The organism is Oceaniradius stylonematis (assembly GCF_965223445.1).
GTDB classification, from domain to species: domain Bacteria; phylum Pseudomonadota; class Alphaproteobacteria; order Rhizobiales; family Rhizobiaceae; genus Roseitalea; species Roseitalea stylonematis.
In genome coordinates, this window is the sequence record NZ_OZ244994.1 from 1,690,044 (window position 1) to 1,715,975 (window position 25,932).

At 64.9% G+C, this 25,932-nt stretch carries 26 protein-coding genes; 7 read left to right on the forward strand and 19 right to left on the reverse strand.

The window, feature by feature from the left end; genetic code table 11:
* Window positions 1-43 precede the first annotated feature (43 nt).
* The 5 genes from ACOQOU_RS08295 to ACOQOU_RS08315 all read left to right on the forward strand — a co-directional run bounded on the left by ACOQOU_RS08295 (window position 44) and on the right by ACOQOU_RS08315 (window position 6,150).
* On the forward strand, window positions 44-3,220 hold the full coding sequence (locus ACOQOU_RS08295) for a helicase-related protein (protein WP_306025484.1): 3,177 nt from the start codon (window positions 44-46) through the stop codon (window positions 3,218-3,220).
* A complete protein-coding gene (locus ACOQOU_RS08300; RefSeq protein WP_109765623.1) occupies window positions 3,217-3,648 on the forward strand; it encodes an RNA-binding S4 domain-containing protein in 432 nt (143 codons plus the stop codon). Before ACOQOU_RS08295 ends, ACOQOU_RS08300 begins: the two co-directional genes overlap by 4 nt.
* A gap of 139 nt (window positions 3,649-3,787) precedes the next feature.
* A complete protein-coding gene (gene fdxA / locus ACOQOU_RS08305) occupies window positions 3,788-4,126 on the forward strand; it encodes a ferredoxin FdxA (RefSeq protein WP_109765794.1) in 339 nt (112 codons plus the stop codon).
* 368 nt (window positions 4,127-4,494) lie between these two features.
* Window positions 4,495-5,070: a CarD family transcriptional regulator gene (locus ACOQOU_RS08310; RefSeq protein ID WP_109765795.1), complete on the forward strand. Its 576-nt coding sequence runs from the start codon at window positions 4,495-4,497 to the stop codon at window positions 5,068-5,070.
* Between the two features lie 213 nt (window positions 5,071-5,283).
* Window positions 5,284-6,150, forward strand: coding sequence for an RNA polymerase factor sigma-32 (locus tag ACOQOU_RS08315; RefSeq protein WP_306025483.1), 867 nt, complete (start codon window positions 5,284-5,286; stop codon window positions 6,148-6,150).
* A gap of 16 nt (window positions 6,151-6,166) precedes the next feature.
* Here the strand turns inward: ACOQOU_RS08315 and ACOQOU_RS08320 are convergent, their stop codons facing one another.
* From ACOQOU_RS08320 to ACOQOU_RS08330, 3 genes are read right to left on the reverse strand one after another with little or no spacing between them, the layout of a single operon-like run.
* The gene (locus ACOQOU_RS08320; RefSeq protein ID WP_109765625.1) at window positions 6,167-6,532 is read right to left on the reverse strand and encodes a response regulator; all 366 of its coding nucleotides are present in this window, start codon (window positions 6,530-6,532) and stop codon (window positions 6,167-6,169) included.
* Window positions 6,533-6,535: 3 nt separating this feature from the next.
* Window positions 6,536-7,084 carry a hypoxanthine phosphoribosyltransferase gene (gene hpt, locus ACOQOU_RS08325; RefSeq protein ID WP_109765796.1) on the reverse strand — a complete coding sequence of 183 codons (549 nt, stop codon included), beginning with the start codon at window positions 7,082-7,084 and terminating at the stop codon, window positions 6,536-6,538.
* Window positions 7,085-7,088: 4 nt separating this feature from the next.
* The gene (locus tag ACOQOU_RS08330; RefSeq protein ID WP_420578872.1) at window positions 7,089-7,475 is read right to left on the reverse strand and encodes a hypothetical protein; all 387 of its coding nucleotides are present in this window, start codon (window positions 7,473-7,475) and stop codon (window positions 7,089-7,091) included.
* 333 nt (window positions 7,476-7,808) lie between these two features.
* On the opposite strand from ACOQOU_RS08330, the gene ACOQOU_RS08335 reads away from it, so the two are divergent.
* Window positions 7,809-8,003 carry a hypothetical protein gene (locus ACOQOU_RS08335; protein WP_109765627.1) on the forward strand — a complete coding sequence of 65 codons (195 nt, stop codon included), beginning with the start codon at window positions 7,809-7,811 and terminating at the stop codon, window positions 8,001-8,003.
* Window positions 8,004-8,077: 74 nt separating this feature from the next.
* Here ACOQOU_RS08335 and ACOQOU_RS08340 read toward each other — a convergent pair whose 3' ends face one another.
* The 12 genes from ACOQOU_RS08340 to ACOQOU_RS08395 all read right to left on the reverse strand — a co-directional run bounded on the left by ACOQOU_RS08340 (window position 8,078) and on the right by ACOQOU_RS08395 (window position 21,736).
* A complete protein-coding gene (locus ACOQOU_RS08340) occupies window positions 8,078-8,863 on the reverse strand; it encodes a MipA/OmpV family protein (RefSeq protein ID WP_147393283.1) in 786 nt (261 codons plus the stop codon).
* 177 nt (window positions 8,864-9,040) lie between these two features.
* Window positions 9,041-9,514, reverse strand: a complete 474-nt coding sequence (locus tag ACOQOU_RS08345) for a DUF2867 domain-containing protein (protein ID WP_306025481.1) — start codon at window positions 9,512-9,514, stop codon at window positions 9,041-9,043.
* An 8-nt stretch (window positions 9,515-9,522) separates the two neighbouring features.
* Window positions 9,523-10,932, reverse strand: a complete 1,410-nt coding sequence (lpdA, locus tag ACOQOU_RS08350) for a dihydrolipoyl dehydrogenase (RefSeq protein WP_306025480.1) — start codon at window positions 10,930-10,932, stop codon at window positions 9,523-9,525.
* A gap of 51 nt (window positions 10,933-10,983) precedes the next feature.
* Complete coding sequence (gene odhB / locus ACOQOU_RS08355; protein WP_306025479.1) at window positions 10,984-12,252, reverse strand: 2-oxoglutarate dehydrogenase complex dihydrolipoyllysine-residue succinyltransferase; 1,269 nt, start codon at window positions 12,250-12,252, stop codon at window positions 10,984-10,986.
* A 52-nt stretch (window positions 12,253-12,304) separates the two neighbouring features.
* Window positions 12,305-15,295, reverse strand: a complete 2,991-nt coding sequence (locus tag ACOQOU_RS08360; protein WP_306025478.1) for a 2-oxoglutarate dehydrogenase E1 component — start codon at window positions 15,293-15,295, stop codon at window positions 12,305-12,307.
* Between the two features lie 44 nt (window positions 15,296-15,339).
* Window positions 15,340-15,738 carry a nuclear transport factor 2 family protein gene (locus ACOQOU_RS08365; protein ID WP_109765633.1) on the reverse strand — a complete coding sequence of 133 codons (399 nt, stop codon included), beginning with the start codon at window positions 15,736-15,738 and terminating at the stop codon, window positions 15,340-15,342.
* Window positions 15,739-15,742: 4 nt separating this feature from the next.
* Window positions 15,743-16,663 carry a succinate--CoA ligase subunit alpha gene (sucD, locus tag ACOQOU_RS08370; protein WP_306025477.1) on the reverse strand — a complete coding sequence of 307 codons (921 nt, stop codon included), beginning with the start codon at window positions 16,661-16,663 and terminating at the stop codon, window positions 15,743-15,745.
* 5 nt (window positions 16,664-16,668) lie between these two features.
* Complete coding sequence (sucC, locus tag ACOQOU_RS08375; RefSeq protein WP_109765635.1) at window positions 16,669-17,865, reverse strand: ADP-forming succinate--CoA ligase subunit beta; 1,197 nt, start codon at window positions 17,863-17,865, stop codon at window positions 16,669-16,671.
* Window positions 17,866-17,893: 28 nt separating this feature from the next.
* Window positions 17,894-18,454, reverse strand: a complete 561-nt coding sequence (locus ACOQOU_RS08380) for a hypothetical protein (RefSeq protein ID WP_420578873.1) — start codon at window positions 18,452-18,454, stop codon at window positions 17,894-17,896.
* A gap of 71 nt (window positions 18,455-18,525) precedes the next feature.
* Window positions 18,526-19,488, reverse strand: a complete 963-nt coding sequence (mdh, locus tag ACOQOU_RS08385) for a malate dehydrogenase (protein ID WP_306025475.1) — start codon at window positions 19,486-19,488, stop codon at window positions 18,526-18,528.
* A 341-nt stretch (window positions 19,489-19,829) separates the two neighbouring features.
* The gene (zapE, locus tag ACOQOU_RS08390) at window positions 19,830-20,993 is read right to left on the reverse strand and encodes a cell division protein ZapE (RefSeq protein ID WP_109765638.1); all 1,164 of its coding nucleotides are present in this window, start codon (window positions 20,991-20,993) and stop codon (window positions 19,830-19,832) included.
* Window positions 20,994-21,022: 29 nt separating this feature from the next.
* Window positions 21,023-21,736 carry a protease inhibitor Inh/omp19 family protein gene (locus ACOQOU_RS08395; protein ID WP_375566210.1) on the reverse strand — a complete coding sequence of 238 codons (714 nt, stop codon included), beginning with the start codon at window positions 21,734-21,736 and terminating at the stop codon, window positions 21,023-21,025.
* Window positions 21,737-21,962: 226 nt separating this feature from the next.
* On the opposite strand from ACOQOU_RS08395, the gene ACOQOU_RS08400 reads away from it, so the two are divergent.
* A complete protein-coding gene (locus ACOQOU_RS08400; protein ID WP_109765639.1) occupies window positions 21,963-22,805 on the forward strand; it encodes a hypothetical protein in 843 nt (280 codons plus the stop codon).
* Between the two features lie 58 nt (window positions 22,806-22,863).
* Here the strand turns inward: ACOQOU_RS08400 and rpsP are convergent, their stop codons facing one another.
* The 4 genes from rpsP to ffh are packed head-to-tail and all read right to left on the reverse strand — an operon-like array spanning window position 22,864 to window position 25,861.
* Complete coding sequence (gene rpsP / locus ACOQOU_RS08405; protein WP_306025473.1) at window positions 22,864-23,325, reverse strand: 30S ribosomal protein S16; 462 nt, start codon at window positions 23,323-23,325, stop codon at window positions 22,864-22,866.
* 18 nt (window positions 23,326-23,343) lie between these two features.
* Window positions 23,344-23,706, reverse strand: a complete 363-nt coding sequence (locus tag ACOQOU_RS08410) for a chorismate mutase (protein ID WP_306025472.1) — start codon at window positions 23,704-23,706, stop codon at window positions 23,344-23,346.
* A 41-nt stretch (window positions 23,707-23,747) separates the two neighbouring features.
* Entirely contained in the window at window positions 23,748-24,299 is a 552-nt protein-coding gene (locus tag ACOQOU_RS08415) for a GNAT family N-acetyltransferase (protein WP_306025471.1), read from the reverse strand.
* On the reverse strand, window positions 24,296-25,861 hold the full coding sequence (gene ffh, locus ACOQOU_RS08420) for a signal recognition particle protein (protein WP_306025470.1): 1,566 nt from the start codon (window positions 25,859-25,861) through the stop codon (window positions 24,296-24,298). Before ffh ends, ACOQOU_RS08415 begins: the two co-directional genes overlap by 4 nt.
* Window positions 25,862-25,932 lie beyond the last annotated feature (71 nt).

The window sequence follows — 25,932 nt, forward strand, 5'->3', positions numbered from 1 at the left end:
CCACGCTCGCCCTATCTGCGCGGCACACGGAACACGATCTCTCATGCTCTCCCAAACGCGCACGCCATCGCCATCGCCATCGTCCGGAGACCGGGCGCAGAACGCGGTCTCGGGCCACGCGGTCACCGCAATTCTGGGGCCGACCAACACCGGCAAGACGCATTTGGCCATCGAGCGGATGGTCGCGCACTCGTCCGGCGTCATCGGCCTGCCGCTGCGGCTGCTGGCGCGGGAGGTCTATGGCCGCGTGGCCGAAAAGGTCGGCGCGGCCAGTGTCGCGCTGGTCACCGGCGAAGAAAAGATTGTGCCGGAAAAGGCGCGGTTCACCGTCTGCACCGTCGAGGCCATGCCGCGCGACCCCGATGCGGCCTTCGTTGCGATCGACGAGGTGCAACTGGCCGGCGATCTCGAACGCGGCCATATCTTCACCGACCGGCTGATGAATGTGCGCGGGCGCGAAGAGACGCTGCTTCTGGGCGCGGCGACCATCGCGCCGCTGCTGCGCCAGCTTCTGCCGGGAATCACGATCACGGCGCGGCCGCGCATGTCGCACCTGTCCTATGCCGGGCCCGCCAAGCTGACGCGCCTGCCGCGCCGGTCGGCCATCGTCGCCTTCTCCGCCGATGAGGTCTATGCGGTGGCCGAACTGATCCGCCGGCAGCGCGGCGGCGCGGCGGTGGTGATGGGCGCGCTGAGCCCGCGCACGCGGAACGCCCAGGTCGAATTGTTCCAATCCGGCGATGTCGATTATCTGGTCGCCACCGACGCGATCGGCATGGGTCTCAATCTCGATGTCGACCATGTCGCCTTCGCGCAGCTTCGCAAGTTCGACGGCCGCACCTATCGCGACCTGACCCCGCCGGAGATGGCGCAGATCGCCGGACGCGCCGGCCGCCACATTCGCGACGGCACGTTTGGCGTTTCCTCGCGCGTTCCGCCGCTGGACGAAGAGCTGGTCCGGCGCATCGAGGGACACGATTTCCAGCCGCTGTCCGTCCTCCAATGGCGCAACCGCCGGCTGGACTTTTCATCGGTTGCCGACCTGAAGGCATCGCTCGATATCGTCCCGGCGCTTCCCGGCCTGACCCGGGCGCTTCCCGCCGTGGACCAGCGGGCGCTCGAATTCCTGTCGCGCGACGATGACGTGATGGGCCTGTGCGCCGACGAACGTGCCGTCGAACGGCTGTGGGACGTTTGCGCGCTGCCCGATTATCGCAAGATCGCGCCGGCCCAGCATGCCGACATCATCTCGTCGATCTTCCTCGATCTGGTCCGCACCGGCCATGTCGACGAGGACTTCATGGCCGAGCAGGTGCGCCGCGCCGACCGCACCGACGGCGAGATCGACACGCTGTCGCACCGGATCGCGCAGATCCGCACCTGGACCTACGTGTCGCACCAGCCCGGCTGGCTGGCCGACGCAGACCACTGGAAGGAACGCACGCGGCAGATCGAGGACAAACTCTCCGACGCGCTGCACGAGCGCTTGACGAAACGCTTCGTTGATCGCAGGACATCCGTGCTCATGAAGCGGCTCAAAGAGAACATGACCATGCAAGCGGAAATCAGCCCGTCAGGAGACGTGACCGTCGAAGGCCACCACATCGGCAAGCTGGACGGTTTCCGCTTCACCGCCGACCAGAGCGCGCAGGGCGAGGACGCCAAGGCAGTCCGCGCGGCGGCGCAAAAGGCGCTCGCCAGCGAGTTCGAGGCTCGCGCCGAGCGGTTCGCAGCCAGCCCGAACGGCGATCTGGCGATCGGCACGGATGGCCTGCTGCGCTGGCTCGGTGCCCCGGTGGGATCGCTCGCCGCCGGCGAAGACTGGCTGTCGCCGCGCCTGATCCTCTTGGCGGACGAGCAATTGAGCGGGCCGGCGCTGGACAAGGTGCGCGCCCGCGCCGAGCGCTTCGTCGCCTTCCATATCGAAACGCACCTCAAGCCGCTGACCGATCTCAAAAAGGCCGACGAATTGTCGGGCATCGCCCGTGGCATCGCGTTCCGGCTGATCGAGAATTTCGGCATCGTGCAGCGCCGCGACATTGCCGCCGACCTCAAATCGCTCGACCAGGACGGCCGCGCCGCGCTGCGCCGCTACGGCGTGCGGTTCGGCTTCTACCACATCTTCGTGCCGGCGCTGATCAAGCCGGCCCCTGCCGGCCTTGTGACGCTGCTGTGGGCGCTGGCCACCGACAGCCGCGACAAGCCGGGTTATGGCGAGGTGGTCACGCTGCTTGCCAGCGGCCGCACGTCGCTCGTCACCGACCAGGGCTATGACCGCGATTTCTTCAAGCTCGCCGGCTACCGGCATCTGGGCCCGCGTGCGGTGCGGGTCGACATTCTCGAACGGCTCGCCGACCTGATCCGCCCCTGCATCTTCTTCAAGCCCGGCGGCGATGCGCTGCCCGAGGGCGCGTACGGCAATGGCCGCTTCGTCGTCACCCCGGCCATGCTGTCGATCCTCGGCGCAACGATGGACGACATGACGGAGGTGCTCAAGGCGCTGGGCTACCGGCACGAGGCGGTCGAAGCCGCCGATGCCGAACAGGCGCTCGAAGCTCTGCGCGCAAAACATGCGCCGGCGCCAGCCGAACCGGCACCCGAAGCGGCGACCGAGCCCGCCGCTGAAGACCCCGCTTCGGCCCCCGAGGCCACAGCAGCAACCGATGAGGCGGCCGATGAAGCGGCGCCCGATTCTGAAGCCGAACCGAATGCCGCAGCCGGCACGCCTGCCGATGGCGATCAGCCGGCACCGGTGGTCGAGCCGGCAGCCAAGAGCGGCGAGACGGAAACCCCCACAGCCGACACGGCTTCGGCGCCCGCAACGGACACCGCGGCGGAGACGGATACCGCAGGCACGGCGCCGGAAGAGACACCGGCAACCGCCACCGGCGCCGAAGCGGCACCCCAAGCGGAAACCGAACCGCCGGCACCTGTTCTGGTCTGGCGCCAGGGCCGTCCCGACCGGCCCGCCAATGCCCGCCATGGCCGCCGCGATCAGGATCGCAAGGCCGATGGTGGAAGGGGCGATGGCCAAAAAGGCAAACGTGCCGATGCCGGAGCCGGACGCCACAAGGGCAAGCGTCCGCCGCGCAACAACGGCCAGCAGGGTGGCGGACCGCGCGTGACCACCGCCAAACCGCCACGTCCGCGCGAGAAAGTGGCCGACCCGGATTCGCCGTTCGCCAAGCTGCAGGCGCTCAAGGACCGGCTCGACAAATGAGCGAACGGCCGCCGGCCGAACCCCGCCTGCCCGCTGCCGGCCCGGACCGGCAGCGCATCGACAAATGGCTGTTCTTCGCCCGCATCGTCAAATCGCGCTCCCTTGCCGCAAAGCTCGTCGGCGCCGGCGGCGTTCGCGTCAATGCCTCCAAGATCACCCAGCCGAGCCGCGCCGTTGCCGTCGGCGACGTGCTGACGATCGCCACCGACCGCCGCGTGCTCGTCTTGAAGATCCTCGATTGCGGAACACGGCGCGGCCCGGCGCCTGAAGCGCGGCTTCTTTACGACGATATCAGCCCGCCACCGCCCGAACGGCCGCTGTCGCCGCTCGACGGTGCCGTGCCGTTGCGCGAACGCGGCAGCGGACGGCCGACCAAGAAGGAGCGGCGCGCCATCGACAAGCTTGATCGCGACGGCGAACCATGGTGAAAGCCGGTGCCTGCGGCAAGTCGTCGCCACGAGCCGAAAGTCGCGTCCATGCCGACCCGTTTGGACCCGGCCGAGCCTTGTGCGCGATAACAAAACCTTTTACGTCAGCTTTTGCGGCGCGCAGATCTGGAGTGAGACCGTGACCTACATCGTGACCGACAATTGCATCCGCTGCAAATACACCGATTGCGTGGAAGTGTGTCCGGTCGATTGCTTCTACGAAGGCGAGAACATGCTCGTCATTCACCCCGACGAATGCATCGATTGCGGGGTGTGCGAACCGGAATGCCCGGCTGACGCGATCAAGCCCGACACCGAACCGGGTCTCGACAAGTGGTTGAAAGTCAACACCGAATACGCCGAAAAGTGGCCCAACATCACCATCAAGCGTGATCCGATGCCCGACGCGGACGCCTACGACGGCAAGTCCGGAAAGTTCGAGGAATTCTTCTCGGCCGAGCCCGGCGAGGGCGACTAGGCTGGTCGCCACCAGATGACGACATAGGCCGCCGGCTGGCGCGCAGCAGCGCCTGTTGCAGCGCACCATCGCATTAACCACATGGTTGACGAATTCTTACCGCAGCGCGACGCAGCCGGTCGCGGCGTTGAAAAAACCGCCGATTCATGCTATATGGTCAGATAATGTCGCTTTCCGCCACGATGCTCTGCGCCTTGCCGCGCATTTCCAAGAGGTCCTAAAGCCGGGTCAGATCGGTCGTCTCGTGGGTTTTCGCCCTCGACAACCGATGGTCTCCCGGCTTTGTCGTGCGCCTGCGTCATTGCCAATCGGCTCGCGCCGCAAACAAAGCCCGGCATGTGTCTCGTCCGGCAGGGAGTATGAAAAACATGGCATCTTCGCCCAAGAAAGCCTCGCAGCGCCAAGGGTTTCGGACCAACGAGTTCATCGTCTATCCCGCCCACGGTGTCGGCCAGATCACGGCCATCGAGGAACAGGAAGTCGCAGGCCACACGCTGGAACTGTTCGTTATCGAGTTCCAGAAGGACAAGATGCGCCTGAAGGTTCCGGTTGCAAAGGCGCTGTCGATCGGCATGCGCAAACTCGCCGAAGGCGGTTTCGTCGACCGCGCGCTCAAGGTCCTTCAGGGCCGCGCCCGCATCAAGCGGACCATGTGGTCGCGCCGCGCGCAGGAGTATGACGCCAAGATCAATTCCGGCGACCTGATCTCGATCGCCGAGGTCGTGCGCGACCTGTACCGCGCAGAGAACCAGCCGGAGCAATCCTATTCCGAGCGCCAGCTCTACGAGGCCGCGCTGGACCGCATGGCGCGCGAAATCGCGGCGGTGAAGAAGGTGTCGGAAACCGAGGCGGTGCGCCTCATCGAAACCAATCTCAAGCTTGGCCCTAAGCGGGCGAACAAGGCTGAAAACGACGAGGGCGGTTCGCAGGAACAGGCCGCCTGATCCGGCCAGCCCCGGTTCAGACCAGATCCATGACGCACCGGCGCGGCACATTCCGCGCCGGTTTTTTCGTGCCCGCAGCGCGGCGTTTTCGTCGCGCCAACCGGGCATTTTGTAACCTTGACGGCAATTTTTCTGCGTCCGGACTGAACCGGAGCGCCATCGGTGACGTAACCCTTCCAGTAGCGGGCTCAGAACCGCGCATGGGAGAGCATGATGAAGTCGGAACCGGCACGACGCGACATGGTCCGCATGGCCATGAATGCACCCTATCTGGAGCGCGATGAGGAACACGCTCTCGCAGTGCGCTGGAAAGACAACCGGGACCAGGAAGCGCTGCACCAGATTACCGTAGCCCACATGCGTCTGGTCATTTCGATGGCCTCCAGGTTCCGCAGCTTCGGCCTGCCGATGAGCGATCTCGTCCAGGAGGGCTATGTCGGCCTGCTCGAAGCGGCGGCCCGGTTCGAGCCGGAGCGCGAGGTCCGCTTTTCGACGTATGCGACGTGGTGGATTCGCGCCTCCATGCAGGACTATATCCTGCGCAACTGGTCGATCGTGCGCGGCGGCACCTCGTCGGCGCAAAAGGCCCTGTTCTTCAATTTGCGGCGGCTGCGCGCGAAGCTCAGCCGGTCCGGCGCGCCGGTCTCCAAGGCCGCGATGTACCGGCAGATCTCCGACGCGCTCGGTGTCGCAGAAAAGGATGTGGCGCTGATGGATTCGCGCCTGTCGGGCCCCGACACCTCGCTGAGCCAGCCGGTGGCGGACGACGAGAGCGCCACCTCGACGCGCATGGACTTCCTCGTCGACGATCGTCCGTTGCAGGACGAACTGGTCGAGGAGCACATCGACACCGAACGCCGCTCGGTATGGCTGCGCGAAGCGATGGATGTGCTCAACGAGCGCGAAATGCGCATCATTGCCAGGCGGCGCCTGGCCGAGAACGGCGCAACGCTTGAATCGCTGGGCATCGAACTCGGCATTTCAAAGGAGCGTGTCCGCCAGATCGAGAATCGCGCGCTGGAAAAGCTGCGTGCCGCGCTGATGCGCGACAATCCCGCCGTCGCCGCGACCTATGTCTGAAATCGGAGTGGTGTGACTACGCCGCCAGAGCCTCGGTCACCGCGCCGCGAATGTCGGCGAGCGTAAAGGGCTTGGATACAACGTCGATGACGATCTTCTCGACATCGGCGGCACGCTCGCGCTGTTCGGCATAGCCGGTCATCAGAAGGATGCGCAGATCGGGAAAGTCCTTCACCGCCGTCCGCGCCATGGCAATCCCGTCCATCGCCGGCATGCGGATGTCCGACAGCACCAGATCGTAGGCGCCCGACTTTTCGGCGATCCGCTCCAGCGCCAGATCGCCATCGTCGGCCTGGTCGACGTCATGGCCGTCCAGTGTCAGCGCGCGGGCGGTAAAGCTACGGACCGAATGATCGTCATCAACCACGAGAATCTGCGCCATCGGTCAGGCATCTCCTGTCACAACGCCCACAAAGGGCAGTTCGCGGAAGGCATGGCCCACATCCATGCCGTAGCCGACCACGAAATGGTCGGGACATTCAAAGCCGGTGAAATCGGCATCGAGCGGCGTCTTGGCGCTGCGCCGTGTCCGCTTGTCCAGAAGCACGGCGATGGCCACCGAATTGGCATCGCGGTCCATCAGGATCTTTCGCGCGTGGGTCAAGGTGGTGCCCGACTCCAGGATATCGTCGATCAAAAGGACATCGCGGCCCTTCACGTCGCTGTCGATGTCGCGCAACATCTTGACCTCGCCCGCCTCCGTGCCCGCCCCATAGGCCGACAGCATCATGAACTCGACCTCGGGCGCCAGCCCCGCATCGTGCATGGCGCGAATGAGGTCGGCGGCGAAGATGAACGACCCTTTCAGGATCGAAATGACCAGGAGGTCCTTGTAGTCGCGCGCCGCGATCTCCTTGGCCAGCTCGAGATTGCGCCGGGCAATCGCCGAAGCGGAGAAGAGCACGTCGATACGCTTTCCTCGAACGATCTGCATGGGCTCAGCGGCGGGTGACAAGCGCGATTCGCGGTTCTGTCCCGGCATAGTCGCCCGCCGGAACGCGTGTTGTAAAGGCCATGCGCTCTCCGGGCGCGAGCCGTTCTCCGCGCGTGAGCGTGTGGGTGACCGAGCCGGCGCCGTCCGAACGCTCGAAAGTGATGGCGACGGGCGGGACGATGCCCGCCACATCAAGCGCATTGGCAATCGTCGCATGGATCACGAAGACGGCGCGGCCGCCCGACGTGTCGATGCGGGTCGCGGTATCCTCGAGCACGATGCCCGATGGTGCCACCGGCTTCGTGATGGCGGCCGTTGCGGCAAACAGGGCGTGGCCGCCGGCGACATAGAAGGATGCGCAGGCGCTGAGCGTCGCGATGAATGCGAACATGGGCAGCGGCATCGGCTTGCGCGCGCCTGCCGGCCGGCGTTCGGCCGTGCGAAAGAGGCCCAGTCCGCGATCGGGCGCAGGGTCGGCGCCGCCGGCCCGACCGTTTCGAACTGCACGTCAACAATGTCGTCGCCGGAGGGAATCACCGCGCCACCGCCACCTCGATTGGGTCCATCTAGCGCCATCGGGGTTAACTGAACCTTGCGAAACGCAATGCCGGGCCGCACGAAACGCGCGGCAACAATCCTTGGTCATTTGCGCCCTTTGCGAAACAACCGTTGCGCCCTAACCTCGAATTGTCCCGGTGTGGGACCGCAACCGAGGAGACTGTCAATGCGGATGACGACCCTGTCCGTGGCAGCCGCGTTGTTTCTGGCTGGCGCGACCGCCGCATCGGCTTGCAACTGGAGCAAGCAGAGCGTGGCGCAGACACCCGTCGACTACAGCAAGGTGACCAAGGTGGAGGTGGCGCAAGCGCCGGTCGACGCCTGGCTCATCAAGTATCTGGACGCTTGGGAGAAAGCCTGAGCGCCTGTTTCCGGCCTCCAAGCACGAAAACCCGGCGGCCGATCTGGTCGCCGGGTTTTCTTTTTCGGAACACGTCAGAAATCGAAGCGGAACTTGCGGACGACGCCCAGCCGGACGCTGAACTGGTCGCGGCTGCCCACGGCGGTGACCGGCGACGAACCGGCATCGCCTGTCAGCCGGTCATAGCCCGCTTCGCCGATGATCGCCCATGAATTGTCGAAGTCCTGGCGCAAGCCGACCCCGACGCCATAGCTCTTGATGCCGCCATCGGCATTGAACGCGGCAAAGCCGGCGGTTCCGGCCGGAACGCTGAAATAGGTGTCCATGTAGCGATTGTCTGCATAGGAGATGCGCGGCCCGGCAGACACGCGCAAGCCTTCCATCGGACGCACGATCAGGTCAGCGCCCGCTTCGCCGGCCCAGCCCTCGTGACCGCCGAAACCGCGCCGCAAATTGGCGTGCAGACGAAAATACTCCGCCTCGTAGGAAATCTCCGCGCCGAACTCGATCGCCAGATCGACATCGGAAAGCCCGGTCAGCGCCGGCGTGTCGGCCGACTTGCGCGCGCCGCGAACGTTGAACGACGGCGAGACGGACAAGCCGCCACGATCGCGTCCGCCGATCTGAAAGCCGTTCGGCAGCGTCAGCCGGTTAATCTTGATCAGCGGCACCGGCGTGACGAGCATTTCCGAGGCGCCTTCATAGCGCGGCGCGACATTGGCCGCGGCACCGAGCTCGAACTCGATACCGGGAGGCGCCGACGCGCCATAGTCATCGGCGGCCTGTGCCGTTGTTGCCGGCACGGCGACGGTGACGGCGGCGGCGAATGCCACGGCGGAGAAAGAACGAATGGCGGTCATCTGGATTTCCGTTTCGACACAGGAACGCGACACATGGGACGTGTCTCACCACATACGGCCGCAGCGAGCCTTTGGATGTCTACCCGATCAGGAACGGTCGGCAAAGTTACAATCCGTTTATCGCACCGATCGGCCATGCTGTAGTCGGCCAAAGCATGCCGGATCGCCTGAACCGCCCTATAGCCGGCTCAGACAGGCTTGCAGGATCAGCCGATGAAACGGCAGGATGGTCGCGAGATAGGCGCGGCCCAGCCGGTTGTGCCGGCGGATCAGGGTGGTCACCGTAACGGTCTGCTGGCCGTCGGCCTCATCGAGATCGAGCACACAGCGAAAATCGAGATGCCTGTCGTCCATGCCGACGACAACCCGGTCGCCTGAATCATCGCGCACCGCGAACAACCCGATCCTGTCCGCAGGCGCAAGGTCGCGGTTTGACAGGCCGCTCTTGAGACCGAAGGGCGCGACGGCCAGCGTCCGCAGACCCATCAGCGGCCCCACCCAGCCCGGTGTCGCCCGGTGTACGGCTTCGGCCGCCTGTCTTGCGGTGTCGAACCGTCGGCGCGGGGTTGCGGTCCAGGCATCGGCCCAGTCGGCACCGGACAGCGCCGGATGCGGCAGCGTCACGGTGCGTTCGGTCGCCGATCCGGGCATGGCATGGCTCACATGTGCAGCGGTTTGCCGGTGCTCGTGGCAAGCGCAGCCTCGCGCACGGCTTCGCTCATGGTCGGGTGGGCGTGGCAGGTGCGCGCCAGATCCTCCGAAGAGCCGCCGAATTCCATCAGCACCGCGCATTCGTGGATCAGGTCGCCGGCGCCCTTGCCGACGATATGCACGCCCAGAACCCGGTCCGTCGCCTTGTCGGCCAGCATCTTGACGAAGCCGTCCGTGGCCAGCATGGCGCGGGCGCGGCCGTTGGCGGAGAAGGGGAACTTGCCGACGACGTAATCGGCGCCCTCGGCCTTCAATTCGTCCTCGGTCTTGCCGACGGAGGCGACTTCCGGCTCGGTGTAGACCACCGACGGGATGACGCCGTAATTGACGTGGCCGGCCTGGCCGGCGATCCGTTCGGCAACCGCCATGCCCTCGTCCTCGGCCTTGTGGGCAAGCATCGGTCCCTTGACCACATCGCCAACCGCCCAGACGCCGGTCACCGATGTTTGCCAGTGCTCGTTGATCTCGACGCGGCCGCGATCGTCCAGGACGACGCCCGCCTTCTCGAGGCCGAGCCCCTCCGTGTAGGGCTTGCGGCCCGTTGCGACGAGCACGACGTCGGCGTTCAGCGTTTCGGCGTCACCGCCCTTGACCGGTTCGAAAGTGACTTTGCCGCCTTTGCCGGCCTTTTGCACGGCGGTAACCTTGGCGCCGAGCTTGAAGGCAAGCCCCTGTTTGGCCAGCATCTTCTGGAACTGGCGCGCGACATCGCTGTCCATGCCGCCAAGGATCGTGTCGAGATATTCGACCACGGTGACCTCGGCGCCGAGCCGCGCCCAGACCGAGCCCAGTTCCAGTCCGATCACGCCGCCGCCGACGACGATCATCTTGCCCGGCACCTTGGCGAGCGACAGCGCGCCCTCCGACGACACGATCACCTTCTCGTCGAATTCCACGTCGACGCCGGGAATGCCGGCGACATCCGATCCGGTGGCGATGACGATGTTCCTGGTCTCGATCTCCTCGACCTTGCCGTCATCGCCGGTGACGGCCACCTTGCCCTCGCTGAGTACCGAACCGGTGCCCCTTTTGACGTCGATCTTGTTCTTCTTCATCAGGAAGGAGACGCCGTCGACATTGGATTTCACCGTGGCGTCCTTGTGCGCCATCATCGCCTTGAGGTCGAGCTTCGGCGTGCCGACATCGACGCCCAGCGTCTTGTGGCTGTGCCCGGCCTCGTGAAAGATGTCGGAGGCGTGCAGCAGCGCTTTCGACGGAATGCAGCCAATGTTCAGGCAGGTGCCGCCAAGCGTCGGCCATTTCTCGACGATCGCCGTCTGCAGGCCCAGCTGGGCCGCCTTGATCGCGCACACATACCCGCCCGGTCCCGAGCCGATCACCACAACATCATAAGCCATCTTGCATCCCTCCGCAGTTCGCTGCGGGTCCTTCCTGTCGTAATCAGCCCGTCAAAGATCGAGCACGAAGCGCTCGGGATCTTCCAGGCTCTCCTTGACGCGAACCAGGAACGTCACCGCTTCCTTGCCGTCGACGATCCGGTGGTCGTAGCTGAGCGCCAGATACATCATCGGCCGGATCACCACCTCGCCATTGATCGCGACGGGCCGCTCCTGGATCTTGTGCATGCCCAAAATGCCCGATTGCGGCGCATTGAGGATGGGCGAGGACATCAGCGAGCCGTAGACGCCGCCATTGGAGATGGTGAACGTGCCGCCCTGCATGTCGGCCATCGACAGGTTGCCGTCGCGCGCCGCCTTGCCGAGCCGGCCGATCTCAAGCTCCACCTCGGCGATCGACATCCGGTCCGCGTCGCGCACCACCGGCACGACCAGCCCCTTGTCGGTGCCCACGGCCACGCCGATATGGGCATAATTCTTGAAGATGATGTCGGTGCCGTCGATCTCCGCGTTCACCGACGGTATCTCCTTGAGCGCGTGGGTCACCGCTTTCGTGAAGAAGCCCATGAAGCCCAGCTTCACATCGTGCTTCTTCTCGAACAGATCCTTGTACTTCCTGCGCATCGCCATCACGGCGCTCATGTCCACCTCATTGTAGGTGGTCAGCATGGCGGCCGTGTTCTGCGCATCCTTGAGCCGCCGCGCGATGGTCTGGCGCAGCTTCGTCATGCGCACGCGTTCTTCGCGCACCTGGTCGTCGGCGCTCGACGGCGGGCGCGCCGCCTGCGGCGCGGGGCTTGGCGCCGGTGCGGCCTGGCCGCCCTTGGCCACCGCCTCCAGCACATCGGACTTCAGCACCTGGCCGCGCTTGCCCGAGCCGTCCACCTGATCGGCGGACATGCCCTTTTCTTCCATCATCTTCGCGGCCGACGGCGCCGGCGGCATGTCGCCCTTTGCATCCTTCATGCCCGGCGATTCGGTCTCCGATCCCGAAGGCGCCGGTTCGGGCGTCGCGTCGGTCTCCTCGTCCTTTTTGGCGTCGGCGGTCTTGCCCCCGGAATCCGCAGCCGCCCCGGCGCCGTCGCCCTCGGTCAGCATGCCCAGAAGCGCGTCCACCTCGACAGTGTCGCCCTCATTGGCGACGATCTCGCCCAGCGTGCCGGCGCCAGGCGACGGCACCTCCAGCGTCACCTTGTCGGTTTCCAGTTCGACCAGCGTCTCGCCGTCGGCGACCGCGTCGCCGGGCTGCTTGAACCATTGGCCGATGGTGGCCTCGGTGACCGATTCACCGAGCGTCGGTACGCGGATTTCTTTTGCCATTTCGGTCTTCCCCGGACTTTGAAAGTCAGTCAGTTAGCTTGTGTCACTTTTCTCAATCGCCCAGCGCATCCTCGAGGAACGCGGCGAGCTGTGCCTTGTGCGTGCTCATCACACCGGTGGCCGTCGATGCGGCGGCCGGCCGGCCGGTGTAGCGCACGCGCGCGTGCTTGGCGTTGATGTGGGCCAGCACCCATTCCAGATACGGATCGATGAATGCCCACGCGCCCATGTTCTTGGGCTCTTCCTGGCACCAGACCATCTCGGCATTCTTGAACCGCGACAGTTCGGTGATCAGCGCCTTTGCCGGGAACGGGTAAAGCTGTTCGATCCGCAACAGATAGACATCGTTGATGCCGCGCGCTTCGCGCTCCTCGTAAAGGTCGTAATAGACCTTGCCCGTGCACAGCACGACGCGGCGGATCTTGGAATCGGTGACCAGCTTGATCTCCGATTCATCCTTGCGATATTCGGCATCGTCCCACAACAGCCGGTGGAACGCGCTCTCGCCGGACATCTCGGCCAGCGTCGATGTCGCCCGCTTGTGCCGCAGCAGCGACTTGGGCGTCATCAGGATCAGCGGCTTGCGGAACTCGCGCTTGAGCTGGCGCCGCAGGATGTGGAAATAGTTCGACGGCGTGGTGCAGTTGGCGACCTGCATGTTGTCCTCGGCGCACATCTGCAGGAAGCGCTCGAGCCGCGCCGACGAATGTTCGGGGCCCTGGCCCTCATAGCCGTGCGGCAAGAGGCAAACGAGGCCCGACATGCGCAGCCATTTGCGCTCGCCCGACGAGATGAACTGGTCGAACAGCACTTGCGCGCCATTGGCGAAGTCGCCGAACTGGGCCTCCCACAGCGTCAGCGCGTTCGGCTCGGCCAGCGTATAGCCATATTCGAAGCCGAGCACCGCCTCTTCCGACAGCATCGAATTGATGACCTCGTAGCGGCCCTGGCCGGCCTTGATGTCGTTGAGCGGCGTGTAGCGGGCCTCGGTCTCCTGATCGTAGAGCACCGAATGGCGCTGCGAAAACGTGCCGCGCTCGCAGTCCTGACCCGATAGCCGCACGCCCTGCCCGTCGAGCAGGATCGAGCCGAACGCCAGTGCCTCGGCGGTCGCCCAGTCGATGCCCTCGCCGCTTTCGATCATCTTGGCGCGATTGTCGAGGAAGCGCTGGATGGTGCGGTGGACGTTGAAATCGTTCGGGATTGTGGTGAGCTGCTTGCCGATTTCCTTGAGCGTCTTGAGCGGCACATTGGTCTTGCCGCGGCGGCGCTCATCCTCATTGTCGGCGCGCTGAAGGCCTGACCATTTGCCGTCCAGCCAGTCGGCCTTGTTGGGCTTGTAGTCGTCGCCGGCCTGGAATTCGATCTCCAGCTTCTCGCGCCAGTCGGTCTTCATCTTCTCGACATCGTCGACCGCCACATGGCCTTCGGAGATCAGCTTGTCGGAATAGATCTGCACCGCCGTTTTGTGCTTGCGGATCGTCCGGTACATGATCGGCTGCGTGAAGGCCGGCTCGTCGCCCTCATTGTGGCCGAACCGCCGGTAGCAGAACATGTCGATGACCACCGGCTTGTGGAACTTCATCCGGAATTCGATCGCCACCTTGGCCGCATAGACGACCGCTTCGGGGTCGTCGCCGTTCACATGGAAGATCGGCGCCTCGATCATCTTTGCGACGTCGGACGGATAGGGCGAGGAGCGCGACAGATAGGGGTTGGTGGTAAAGCCGATCTGGTTGTTGATGATGAAGTGGATCGAACCCGCCACCCGGTGGCCGCGCAGGGCCGAAAGGCCGAGGCACTCGGCGACCACGCCCTGTCCGGCAAATGCCGCATCGCCGTGCAGCAGCAGCGGCAGCACCTCGGCGCGGTCCTCCAGCGGAACGATCTCCGGACGGTGCGCCCCGCCCGCCAGTTGGTCCTGCTTGGCGCGCGCCTTGCCGAGCACCACCGGATTGACGATCTCCAGGTGCGACGGGTTGGCCGTCAACGACAGGTGGACGCTGTTTTCGTCGAACTGGCGGTCCGACGAGGCGCCGAGGTGATATTTGACGTCGCCCGAGCCCTCCACATCGTCGGGCACGAACGAACCGCCCTTGAATTCGTTGAAAAGCGCCCGATGCGGCTTGCCCATCACCTGGGTCAGGACGTTCAGCCGGCCCCTGTGCGCCATGCCGAACACGATGTCCTTGAGGCCGAGCTGGCCGCCGCGCTTGATGATCTGCTCGAGAGCCGGGATCAGGGATTCGCCGCCGTCGAGACCAAAGCGCTTGGTGCCCTTGTACTTGACATCGATGAACTGTTCGAAGCCCTCCGCCTCGATCAGCTTCTGCAGGATCGCCTTCTTGCCGTTCGGCGTGAATTCGACACCCTTGTCCGGCCCCTCGATGCGCTGCTGGATCCACGACTTCTCCTCCGGATGGGAGATGTGCATGAACTCGACCGCCATCGTGCCGCAATAGGTGCGCTTGAGGATGTCGAGCATTTGCGGGATCGTCGCATATTCGAGCCCGAGCACATGATCGATGAAGATCGGCCGGTCGTAGTCGCTCTCCTGGAACCCGTAGGAGGACGGATGCAGCTCGTTATAGTCCTCCTTGTGACCCGCAAGGCCGAGCGGGTCGAGATCGGCGTGCAGATGGCCGCGCATACGGTAAGCGCGGATCATCATGATCGCCCGCACCGAATCGCGCGTTGCGCGCACCAGTTCCTCGCTGGAGATGCCGCCGGCCGTCTGCGCCTTTTCGGCGATCTTGCCGTTCATGTGGGCTTCGACTTCGCCCCAGTCGCCGTCGAGCGCCGATGTCAGCTCGCCATTGGCCGGGATCGGCCAGTGATCGCGTTCCCATGACGGACCTTCGGCGATCTTGATCACATCGTCGCGATTGTCGGCCAGCCCTTCGAAGAACTCCCGCCATTCGGCCGACACAGAAGCGGGGTCCTCCTCGAAGCGTGCCTGCATCTGCTCGATGTAGAGCGCATTGCCGCCATAAAGGAACGACGTTCCGGCGAAGATGTCGTTGGCCTGGTCCTTGCGTGCCATTTCAACTCCTTCAAGCGTTTCCGCTTTCTCCCAAAAGCCACGTTTCAGCCCAGCGCGATGGCAAAGGCGGCCGTGTCGTTGTGCACCTGATAACGGGCAATGAGCCCGTTCTTGATCTTGAATATATTGACAACGCGAGCGTTGACGTTCCTGCCGTTGCTGCGGATCGTCCACCGCCCCTTCAAGACCGTGATGAACGCATCCCCGGTCTCAAAAGTCTCGGTCACATCGACCCGCTCGACACTCAGATGCTCGCCAACCGTCCTGAAGAATGCCTGCAACTGATCCGGACCCTTCCATTCACCGGACCATGGCAGCACACCGTCGGGCGCAGGATAGTCAATGACGACATCCGGCGTGGCTGCGGCACGCAAGGCTGCCCAATCGCCGGCCTTGATGGCCGCGTACCAGTTTTCGACCGCGATGGGCGTCCTGTCGGTCAATACGTTACCCCTTCAGCACCTCGACCAGCGTCTTGCCGAGCTGTGCCGGCGATGGCGAGACGCGGATGCCCGCATCCTCCATCGCCTTGATCTTGTCTTCGGCGCCGCCCTTGCCGCCCGAGATCACCGCGCCCGCATGGCCCATGGTGCGTCCGGGCGGTGCGGTGCGGCCGGCGATGAAGCCGACCATCGGCTTCTTGCGGCCGTTGGCCGCCTGCTCCTTGAGCCATTGGCAGGCATCTTCCTCGGCGCTGCCGCCGATTTCGCCGATCATGATGATCGATTCCGTTTCCGGATCGTCGAGGAACAGGTCGAGCATGTCGATGAACTCGGTGCCCTTGACCGGGTCGCCGCCGATGCCGACCGCCGTCGACTGGCCGAGCCCCTCATTGGTCGTCTGGAACACCGCCTCATAGGTCAGCGTACCGGAGCGCGACAGGATGCCGACCGAACCCTTCTTGAAGATGCGGCCCGGCATGATGCCGATCTTGCATTCCTCCGGCGTCAGAACGCCGGGGCAGTTCGGCCCGATCAGGCGCGACTTCGACTTGTCGAGCTTCGCCTTGACCTGGACCATGTCCATAACCGGAATGCCCTCGGTGATGCAGATGATCAGCGGGATCTTCGCGTCGATCGCCTCGATGATCGCCGCGGCGGCGCCCGCCGGCGGTACATAGACGACCGAGGCGTTGGCGCCGGTCGCCTTCTTTCCGTCGGCGACCGAGGCAAAGATCGGCAGTTCGGTGCCGGCCTTTTCGCCGGCGCCCTCACCGGCCGTCCATGTCTCGCCGCCCTTCTTGGGATGGATGCCGCCAACCATCTGCGTGCCGAAGTAGGCCAGCGCCTGTTCGGTGTGGAAGGTGCCGGTCTTGCCGGTCAGGCCCTGAACCAGAACCTTGGTGTCTTTGTTGATCAGGATGGACATGGATTTCAGTTCCCCTCGACGGCCGCGACGATCTTCTGTGCGGCGTCGTCCAGATCGTCCGCAGCGATGACGTTCAGCCCGCTTTCATTGATGATGGCCTTGCCCTGATCGACGTTCGTGCCCTCGAGGCGCACGACCAGCGGCACTTCAAGGCCGACTTCCTTGACGGCTGCAACCACGCCTTCGGCGATCACGTCGCAGCGCATGATGCCGCCGAAGATGTTGACCAGAATGCCTTTGACGTTCGGGTCGGCGGTGATGATCTTGAACGCCGCCGTCACCTTTTCCTTGGACGCGCCGCCGCCGACATCGAGGAAGTTGGCGGGCTCGGCGCCATAGAGCTTGATGATGTCCATGGTCGCCATGGCGAGCCCCGCGCCGTTGACCATGCAGCCGATATTGCCGTCGAGCGCGACATAGGCGAGATCGTGCTTGGATGCCTCGATCTCCTTGTCGTCCTCTTCGGTCACATCGCGCAGTTCGACGATGTCGTCGTGGCGGAACAGCGCATTGTTGTCGAACGACACCTTGGCGTCGAGCACGCGCAGATGGCCGTCCTTCATGACGATCAGCGGGTTCACTTCCAGAAGGCTCATGTCTTTCTCGGTAAATGCCTTGTAGAGCGTCGGAAACAGCTCCAGCCCGTCCTTGGCCGCCTGCTTGGTCAGCTTCAGCGCCCGGTTGAGCTTCTTGGCATCGGCTTCGGTCATGCCCTTGGCCGGATCGATCGGCAGCGTGGTGATCTTGTCCGGCGTTTTTTCCGCGACCGCCTCGATATCCATGCCGCCCTCGGTCGAGACGACAAAGGCCGGCCGGCCCGTCGTCCTGTCGATCAGGATCGACAGATAGAGCTCCCGGTCGATGTCGGCACCGTCCTCGATATAAAGGCGGTTGACCTGCTTGCCGGCCGGGCCGGTCTGCTTGGTGACAAGCGTGTTGCCGAGCATTTCCCTGGCGTTCTCGACCACTTCCTCGACCGAGTTCGCCAGCCGGACGCCGCCCTTGGCATCCTCGCCCAGTTCCTTGAACTTGCCCTTGCCGCGGCCGCCCGCATGGATCTGGCTTTTGACCACATAGAGCGGTCCGGGCAGCTTCTGCGCCCATTCCTCGGCCTGCTCGACCGAATAGACGGCAACCCCGGCCGCCACCGGCGCGCCGTAGGAATGCAGAAGGCGCTTGGCCTGATATTCATGAATGTTCATTGCGTCTGCCTTTGATCAAGCGTGGGTTTCATTGGCCTTCCGGCACGATGGAATTGAAGCTGCGGGCGAAACTGTCCTCGGGCCCGATGGCGACCGGCATGTCGGTGCCGCAGGCGAAACGGGGTGCCATGGCGGCCGCGCCGCGCGCCACGCCATTGGCCTGTTCGACCTTGGCGTCGACAACCGCGACAACACAGCCCGGCGCGGCATCGGTGCCGACCCGCGAGACGACCAGCGCTTGCCCCTTGTCTTCCGGCCCGCCCGTCATGCCCGTATCGATGAAAAAGCGCAGGATCGCGGCATGCGGCTCGCCGTCCGCGACACGCCATTCGACGGTCTCGCCGACCGAATTAAACGGGCCGAAGCTCTCCCACCGGTCGTTGGGCACGCCATAATCGACATCGAAGCGCAAATCGCCCTCCGATGCGAAGACCGGATGGCCCGGCAGCCCGTCGCATTGCAGCGAAATGCCGCCGGACACGTCATCCTGGTCCAGCACCGCACAGGCATCGAGATCGAGCGTGGTGTAGACGCTTTCGGCGGCGTGCGCATGGCCTGCCGCCAGAAGCCACACGCCAGCGAGCAGCAACGCTGCCGCGTGCCGTGGCCCGTTCTGCCCCCGATGTTGCTCGCCTGGCACTGCTGGTTTCCGGCCCGCTGCTATTTCAGGTTCGGCGCGATGTTTGAGCAGGCCTCGCACAGACCCGCCACCGACGCCACCGACTTGTCGAACATCTTCTGCTCGGTCTTGTTCAGATCGATCTCGATGATGCGCTCGACGCCCCCGGCGCCGATCACGGTCGGCACGCCGACATACATGTTCTTGACGCCATATTGGCCGTTCAGATGGGCGGCACAGGGCAGGACGCGTTTCTTGTCCTTCAGATAGCTCTCGGCCATGGCGATCGCCGACGAGGCGGGCGCGTAATAGGCCGAACCGGTCTTCAGAAGGCCGACAATCTCCGCGCCGCCGTCACGCGTGCGCTGGACGATAGCGTCGAGCTTTTCCTTGGTGGTCCAGCCCATCTTCACAAGGTCGGGCAGCGGAATGCCGGCAACGGTCGAATAGCGGGTCAGCGGCACCATCGTGTCGCCATGGCCGCCAAGCACGAACCCGGTGACATCCTCGACCGAGACGTCGAACTCCTCGGCCAGGAAGTGGCGGAAGCGCGCCGAATCGAGCACGCCGGCCATGCCGCATACCTTGTTCTTGGGCAGGCCCGAGAACTGCTGCAATGCCCAGACCATCGCGTCGAGCGGGTTGGTGATGCAGATCACGAACGCATCGGGTGCATATTTCTTGATGCCTGCGCCCACCTGCTCCATCACCTTGAGGTTGATGCCGAGCAGATCGTCGCGGCTCATACCCGGCTTGCGGGGCACGCCGGCGGTGACGATGCAGACATCGGCACCCTTGATCGCCTCGTAGGAGTTGGCGCCGACATACTTTGCGTCGAAGCCGTCGACCGGGGCGGATTCGGCGATGTCGAGCCCCTTGCCCTGCGGGATCCCGTCGGCAATGTCGAACAGCACCACATCGCCCAGCTCCTTGAGGCCGATCATGTGTGCAAGCGTTCCGCCGATCATGCCGGAACCGATGAGTGCGATCTTGTTGCGTGCCATTAGCGGTTTTCCCGTTTGTCGCCTTTGTTGTGTTGAACGGGAATGCGCCCCGCCGCTGCGTGGCCCCTCCCCCGATCAGGACTACCGCGTGGCCCATGGGCCCCGAAAAATCAACCAAAACTTTCGTAATCAATGATTTCAATGGCTTGGGTTTTACGGGTCTTACGTAAACGTAAAACACAACCGCATCGGGCGATGATCGACGCCGCGATCCGGCCCGAACGCCGGAAACCCGTCGCCCACAGCAAAGCACGGGTCCGCCCTTCGGCAAATTCAACTTTGGATAGTTGTGATGTCACCGGCCAGGCAGATGTCACCGGTCAGGCACAAGAGGCGACGGGTCACGAAGCCGCCGCCATCGGCTTCTTCGCCGCGATCCAGTCATCCGAGCGCATCTCGACCAGCCGCGATGCCGTGCGGTCGAACTCGAACGCTTCGGTGCCCGACTTTGCCCGATAAAGTTCGTGCGGATGGGCGGCCGCGGAGACCACCAGCTTGTTGCGATTGTCATAGAGCGTGTCGATCAGCGTGATGAAGCGCTTGGCCTCGTTGCGCTTGCCGTCGCCGATCACCGGCACGTTTTCGACCATCAGCGTGTGATACTGCCGGGCAATGGCGAGGAAATCGCGCGCGCCGAGCGGCGCCTCGCACAGGTCGGCAAAAGCAAAGCGCGCCGCGCCCATCGCGGCGGCCGGAACCGGCACGCTGCGGCCCTTGACCGCGACCTGGGCGGGCGGCGAGGCGATGCCGCCGGTGATCTTCACCCAGGCCGCCTCCATCGCCATCTCGGTCTCGGGTCCGAGCGGCGTCATGTAGAGCGGCGTGTGCGACAGCCGGCCAAGCCGATAGTCGCGATCCGCATCGAGGCTGAACACGTCGACATGGGCGGCCAGAATGTCGAGAAATGGCGTGAACAGGCCGCGATTGAGCCCGTCCTTGTAGAGTTCGGACGGCGGCACGTTCGATGTGGCGACCAGCACCACGCCGCGCTCGAACAGCGCGGCAAACAGGCGCGACAGGATCATCGCATCGGCGATGTCGGTCACCGTGAACTCGTCGAAACACAATATGCGCGCTTCGTCGGCGATCGCCCGCGCCACCGGCGGGATCGGATCGTCGCCCTTGACCGTTCCCTCCTTGAGCGCCGCGCGATGGGCGCCGATCCGGTCGTGCACGTCGGCCATGAAGTCGTGGAAATGGGCCCGGCGCTTGCGCTTGGCGGGGCAGGCGCGGAAGAAGAAGTCCATCAGCATGGTCTTACCGCGGCCAACCGAGCCGTGGATGTAAAGACCGTGCACCTGGTTGAATTTCGGCGCCTTCTTGGCGAACAGCCAGCCGAGCGACGAGGATTTCGACGCCAGCCGCATCGAGCCGATCTGCGTGTTCAGCGCGTCAAGACGATTGGCCAGCGCATGCTGCGCCGCATCGTCGCTGATCGCGCCCTCGCGCACCAGTTCGCGATAGCGCGAGGCAACCGAATCGCCGGGGCGGATCCTGTCGGGCATCGCCGGTCGCGGTCCCGTCCTTTGCGTGCCTACCGGGCCAGGCTGATGGCCCGGCCGCTGGTCGTCTGGCCGTCGAAGCGGTCGCTGCCCGAAGAAAACAGGGTGGCGACGCGATTGCCCCCCGAATCGCTGAGAACCACCTGATTGCCGTTGATGGTCCACGACGACACGTTCGCCGCATCGCCCGGGCAACCGCGCGAGGCAGCCCTGAAGCCCGTCGACCAGCGCGTCAGCGCCATGAACATCTGGCAGTTCGCGCCTTCGGTCGATACGCGCCACGCGCCGACCATCGCCTCGCGGGTCACCGGCTCGGCCGATGCCACCTGCTGGATGCTGGTCGGGTCCGCGTTCGGATCGGTGGCATCGGCCGTGTCGGCGTCGAGCGTCGGATCGGTGCCGGCCACGACCGTACCGCCCGGTGCGACCGGGAAACCGTCAGGCCCCAGCACCGGCGCGCCAGCACCCGCGCCGGGCTGCGAGGGTGGCGGCAACTGTCCGCTGGTCACGGTGCCGGCCGGCGCCGGGTTCAGCGGTGCCGGCTGCGTGTTCAACGCGCCGATCCGGTTGCTCGTGCAGCCCGACAAGGCGACTGCCGCCAAGGCCGCGGCCGCGATCGGGCCCGCAAGGTTCCTGCCCGAAACGTTCCTGCCCATGTCCCATCTCCACTTGCGCGGCATGCGTTTGTTCGCGCCGCGATTGCGCCCTTCCTCGTCCAATAAAACGGCCAAAGAAAGAAAAAACAAGCTTAACAGCCGCTTGGCCGTTTCACTTGCACGACCTTCGTGACAATTCGGTCACGGCGCGCGAGCTGCCCGGCGCCATGCCGCCGGGTTGACCCGTGTCAAAGCCCGGCGGTCGAAGACATGCTGTTGCATTCGTCCCAAGGCAGGAAACGGGACAGGGGCAATGCCGGTTATTCGTCAAGCGGAACGTTGCGGCCAGCGGGGACGGCGTTCATACGTCGCCGCGATGCTGCTGCTTGTGATCGGGCTTGGTATCAGCGGATGTTCGACGACCGCCGAGCCGTCCGTCGCCGATGAGGCCGGAAAACCCGGTGCGGTCACCGACACCTGCTGCGCCGATCCCGAGCGGTTTCCACCGCTTCTGGTCAATGTGCTGGCTCCCGGCGCGCCCGTCCTGGGCCGCGTCACCGCCAACATGACCGGCCGGCATGGCTACCTGCATGAGGACGAGGCGGCCATCGCGCACCTGATGGCCGTCGTCCAGCCGCTCGATGTCGTCCTTGTCGGCGCCAAGGGGCGCATGAGCCACAACATCATTCCGGGCGCTTTCGCCCATGTCGCGGCCCGGCTGGGCGATGAGCGGGCGCTGCAGCGGTTCGGCGTCTGGAACGATCCGGCGGTGGTTCCTCACCGCGATGCGGTGAAGGCCGGGGCCGGCTTCATCGAATCCGATCAGCGGGGCGTTCATCTATCGACGCCGCGGACCGTGTTCGATGTCGACCGGGTGGTGATATTGCGGCCAACCGGTCTTGCACCGGGCGACCGGGCCGGCAAACTGGTCGACTTTTTCGGCCATGTCGGCACACGCTTCGACTTCCACTTCAACGCCGATGACGACACCTGCCTGTTCTGCGCCGAACTGGTCAATCATGTCATGCCGGAAGCCGGCTTGCCGAAACGGCGCATCTACGGACGCACGATGATCCTGCCCGACGAGATCGCCTCCGCCGCCCTGCGGGGCCGGGCGCCGCTGGAACTGGTCACCTATGTGCGCGGTACGCGCCAGGGCTGGACGATAGGCGATGCCGACCAGTTGCGGGCCGATCTCGAAGCCGCCTGGTCGCCATGAGACCACAAGCGAGGGCGGGGCCATAGACCCCGCCCTTGCGTGACCGGGAAGGCGGGGCTTATTCGGCCGCCGCTTCCTTGGTCTCTTCCTCGGCGGGAGCCTCCGCCGGGGCTTCTTCAGCGGGAGCCTCGGCGGCGGCCTTGGCTTCTTCCTCAGCCGCCTTTGCCGCTTCGGCGGCTTCCTCTTCCTTTATGCGCTGCTCTTCAAGACGCTCCTGCGCCTTCTTGCCGGGCTTGGCCTTGTTGGGGTTGTTGCGCGCCTCGCGCTTGGCGATGCCGGCCTCGTCGAGGAAACGCAGCACGCGATCGGTCGGCTGCGCGCCGACGCCGAGCCAATGCTTGACGCGTTCCTCGTCGAGCGTCACGCGCTTGGCCTCGCCGTCCTTGGGCAGCATCGGGTTCCACGCGCCGACGCGCTCGATGAAGCGGCCGTCGCGCGGCGAGCGCACGTCGGCGACGACGATGTGGTAGTAGGGGCGCTTCTTGGAGCCCGCACGGGCCAGACGCAGTTTCAGTGCCATGGTGTTTCTCCTGTCGGTTCAAATGGCGTTGGAATGATGATGATCGGTGCGCCGAACCAGATCGACGCCGGTTTCGCCGGCGGCGATGGCATCGTGGTGGCGCATGACATGGTCGATGACGAAACGCAGATAGGCTTCCGCAAAATCGGGGCTGAAACCGGCTTCTCGCGCCAGCCCGCGCAGCCGGTCGGCCTGTTCGGCCTCGCGCACCAGATCGGCCGAGGGCAGATCGTGCTCGGCCTTGAGCCGGCTGACGGTCTCGGTGCAGCGGAAACGCTCGGTCAGCATGTAGACGATCGCCGCGTCGATATTGTCGATCGACGCGCGCTGGACGGCCAGCAACGAGCGGGCACGTTCGATGTCATCGTCCTTGTCGTGCATGGTTTCCTTGTCCGTGAGCTTTTCAGGCGGCGCGGCGCGCCTCATGCGGCGCCCTTGCGCGCCAGAACCTGCGCCGGCGGCAGATGGCGCCAGATGTCGGCGGTGAAATCCCAGATCGGAACGCTTTCGCGTTCCTTGGAGGCGCCAAGTCTGCGCGCCACGCCTTGCGAAGCCGTGTTGGCCGGGTCGATCACGCTGATCGCCGTGTCCCAGCCCAGTTCGTCATAGGCAAAGCGCAGCGCGGCGCCTGCCGCTTCCACGGCATAGCCTTTGCCCTGGGCCTGCCGCGCCAGCGTGTATCCGACCTCGTGCTCGGGCCAGCCCGGCGGCTTGAACAGCGCGCAATGGCCGATGCAGATATCGCTGTCCTTTTCGGCAATGCAGAAATAGCCCGAATCCAGCAGGACCCAGCTGCCCGCCATCGCGGCAAACGATTTCCACGCGTTGAAGCCGGATTCGGGTCCGCCCGTGTAGCGCATGACGTGCGGATCGGCCTTGTAGGCCGCCACCGCATCGAAATCGCGCAGTTCGAAACCGCGCAGCCGCAGCCGTTCGGTCTCGATGACCGGGATATCGACGGCACCGTAATTCACTTCTTGGGCCCTTTCGGCAGGCCGGGCAGCGACGGACCGCCAAGTCCGGGCAATTTCGGTCCGCCAAGGCCCGGCAGGCCGCCGCCGGGGACGCCCGGCGCGCCAAGGCCGAGCTGTTCGGCCTGCTGTTGCAGCTTCCTGAGGTCCTTCTCGCTCATCTGCGAGGGGTCGGGCATGCCGCCCATGCCGCCGGGCACGCCGCCCGGCAGGCCCATCTTTCCGGCCATTCCACCCATCAGCTTGCCCATCATGCCGCCGCCCTTCTTGCCCTTCATGGACTTCATCATGTCGGCCATCTGGCGGTGCATTTTCAAAAGCTTGTTGATCTCGGCGGCGTTGGTGCCCGAGCCCGCCGCGATGCGCTTCTTGCGCGAATGCTTGAGCAGTTCCGGCTGGGCACGCTCCTTCGGCGTCATCGACGAGATGATGGCGAGCTGACGGCCGAACATCTTGTCGTCCAGTCCGGCGGCGGCCATCTGGTCCTTCGCCTTGCTCATGCCCGGCATCATGCCCATCAGGCCGCCCATGCCGCCCATCTTCTGCATCTGGCGCAACTGGTCGGCGAGATCGTTGAGGTCGAACTTGCCCGAGGCCATCTTCTTGGCCATGGCCTCGGCTTTTTCCTGGTCGATCGTCTCGGCGGCCTTTTCGACCAGCGAAACGATGTCGCCCATGCCCAGAATACGGTCGGCGATGCGCTTGGGGTGGAATTCCTCCAGCGCATCCATCTTCTCGCCGGTGCCGATCAGCTTGACCGGCTTGCCGGTTGCGGCCCGCATGGAAAGCGCCGCGCCGCCGCGCCCGTCGCCATCCATCCGGGTCAGGATCAAACCGGTAATGCCGACGCGCTCGTCAAAGCTCTTGGCCAGATTGACCGCGTCCTGACCGGTCAGCGAGTCGGCGACCAGCAGGATTTCGTGCGGATCGGCGGCCTTCCGGATGTCGGCCATCTCGACCATCAGCGGCTCGTCGATATGCGTCCGGCCGGCGGTGTCCAGAATGACGACGTCGTGGCCGCCGAGCTTGCCGGCCTGCACGGCACGGCCCGCGATCGCCACCGGGTCCTGTCCCTCTATGACCGGCAGGGTCGCCACCTCCGTCTGCTCGCCCAACTGGCGGAGCTGTTCCTGGGCGGCGGGCCGGCGCGTGTCGAGCGAGGCCATCAGGACCTTTTTCTTGTCGCGCTCGGTCAGCCGCTTGGCGATCTTGGCCGTCGTCGTCGTCTTGCCCGAGCCCTGAAGGCCGACCATCTTGATGACGACCGGCGCCGGCGCATTCAGGTCGATCGTCTCGGCGTCCGAGCCCAAAGTCTCGACAAGTTCGTCATGGACGATCTTGACGACCATCTGGCCGGGCTTGACCGATTTCAGGACATCGACGCCGACCGCCTTTTCGCGCACGCGCTCGACAAAGCCGCGCACCACTTCCAGCGACACATCGGCTTCGATCAGCGCGCGCCTCACCTCGCGCAGCGCCGCGGAGACATCCTTCTCCGACAATGCGCCGCGACCGGTCAGCGACCCGAATATCGACCCCAAGCGGTCGGAAAGCGATTCAAACATCTGTTCGTCCCATCCCCGATTTCACCGGCCCCGGCAGTGCCGGAACCACGTCGTCGAGATAAGCATCCGCG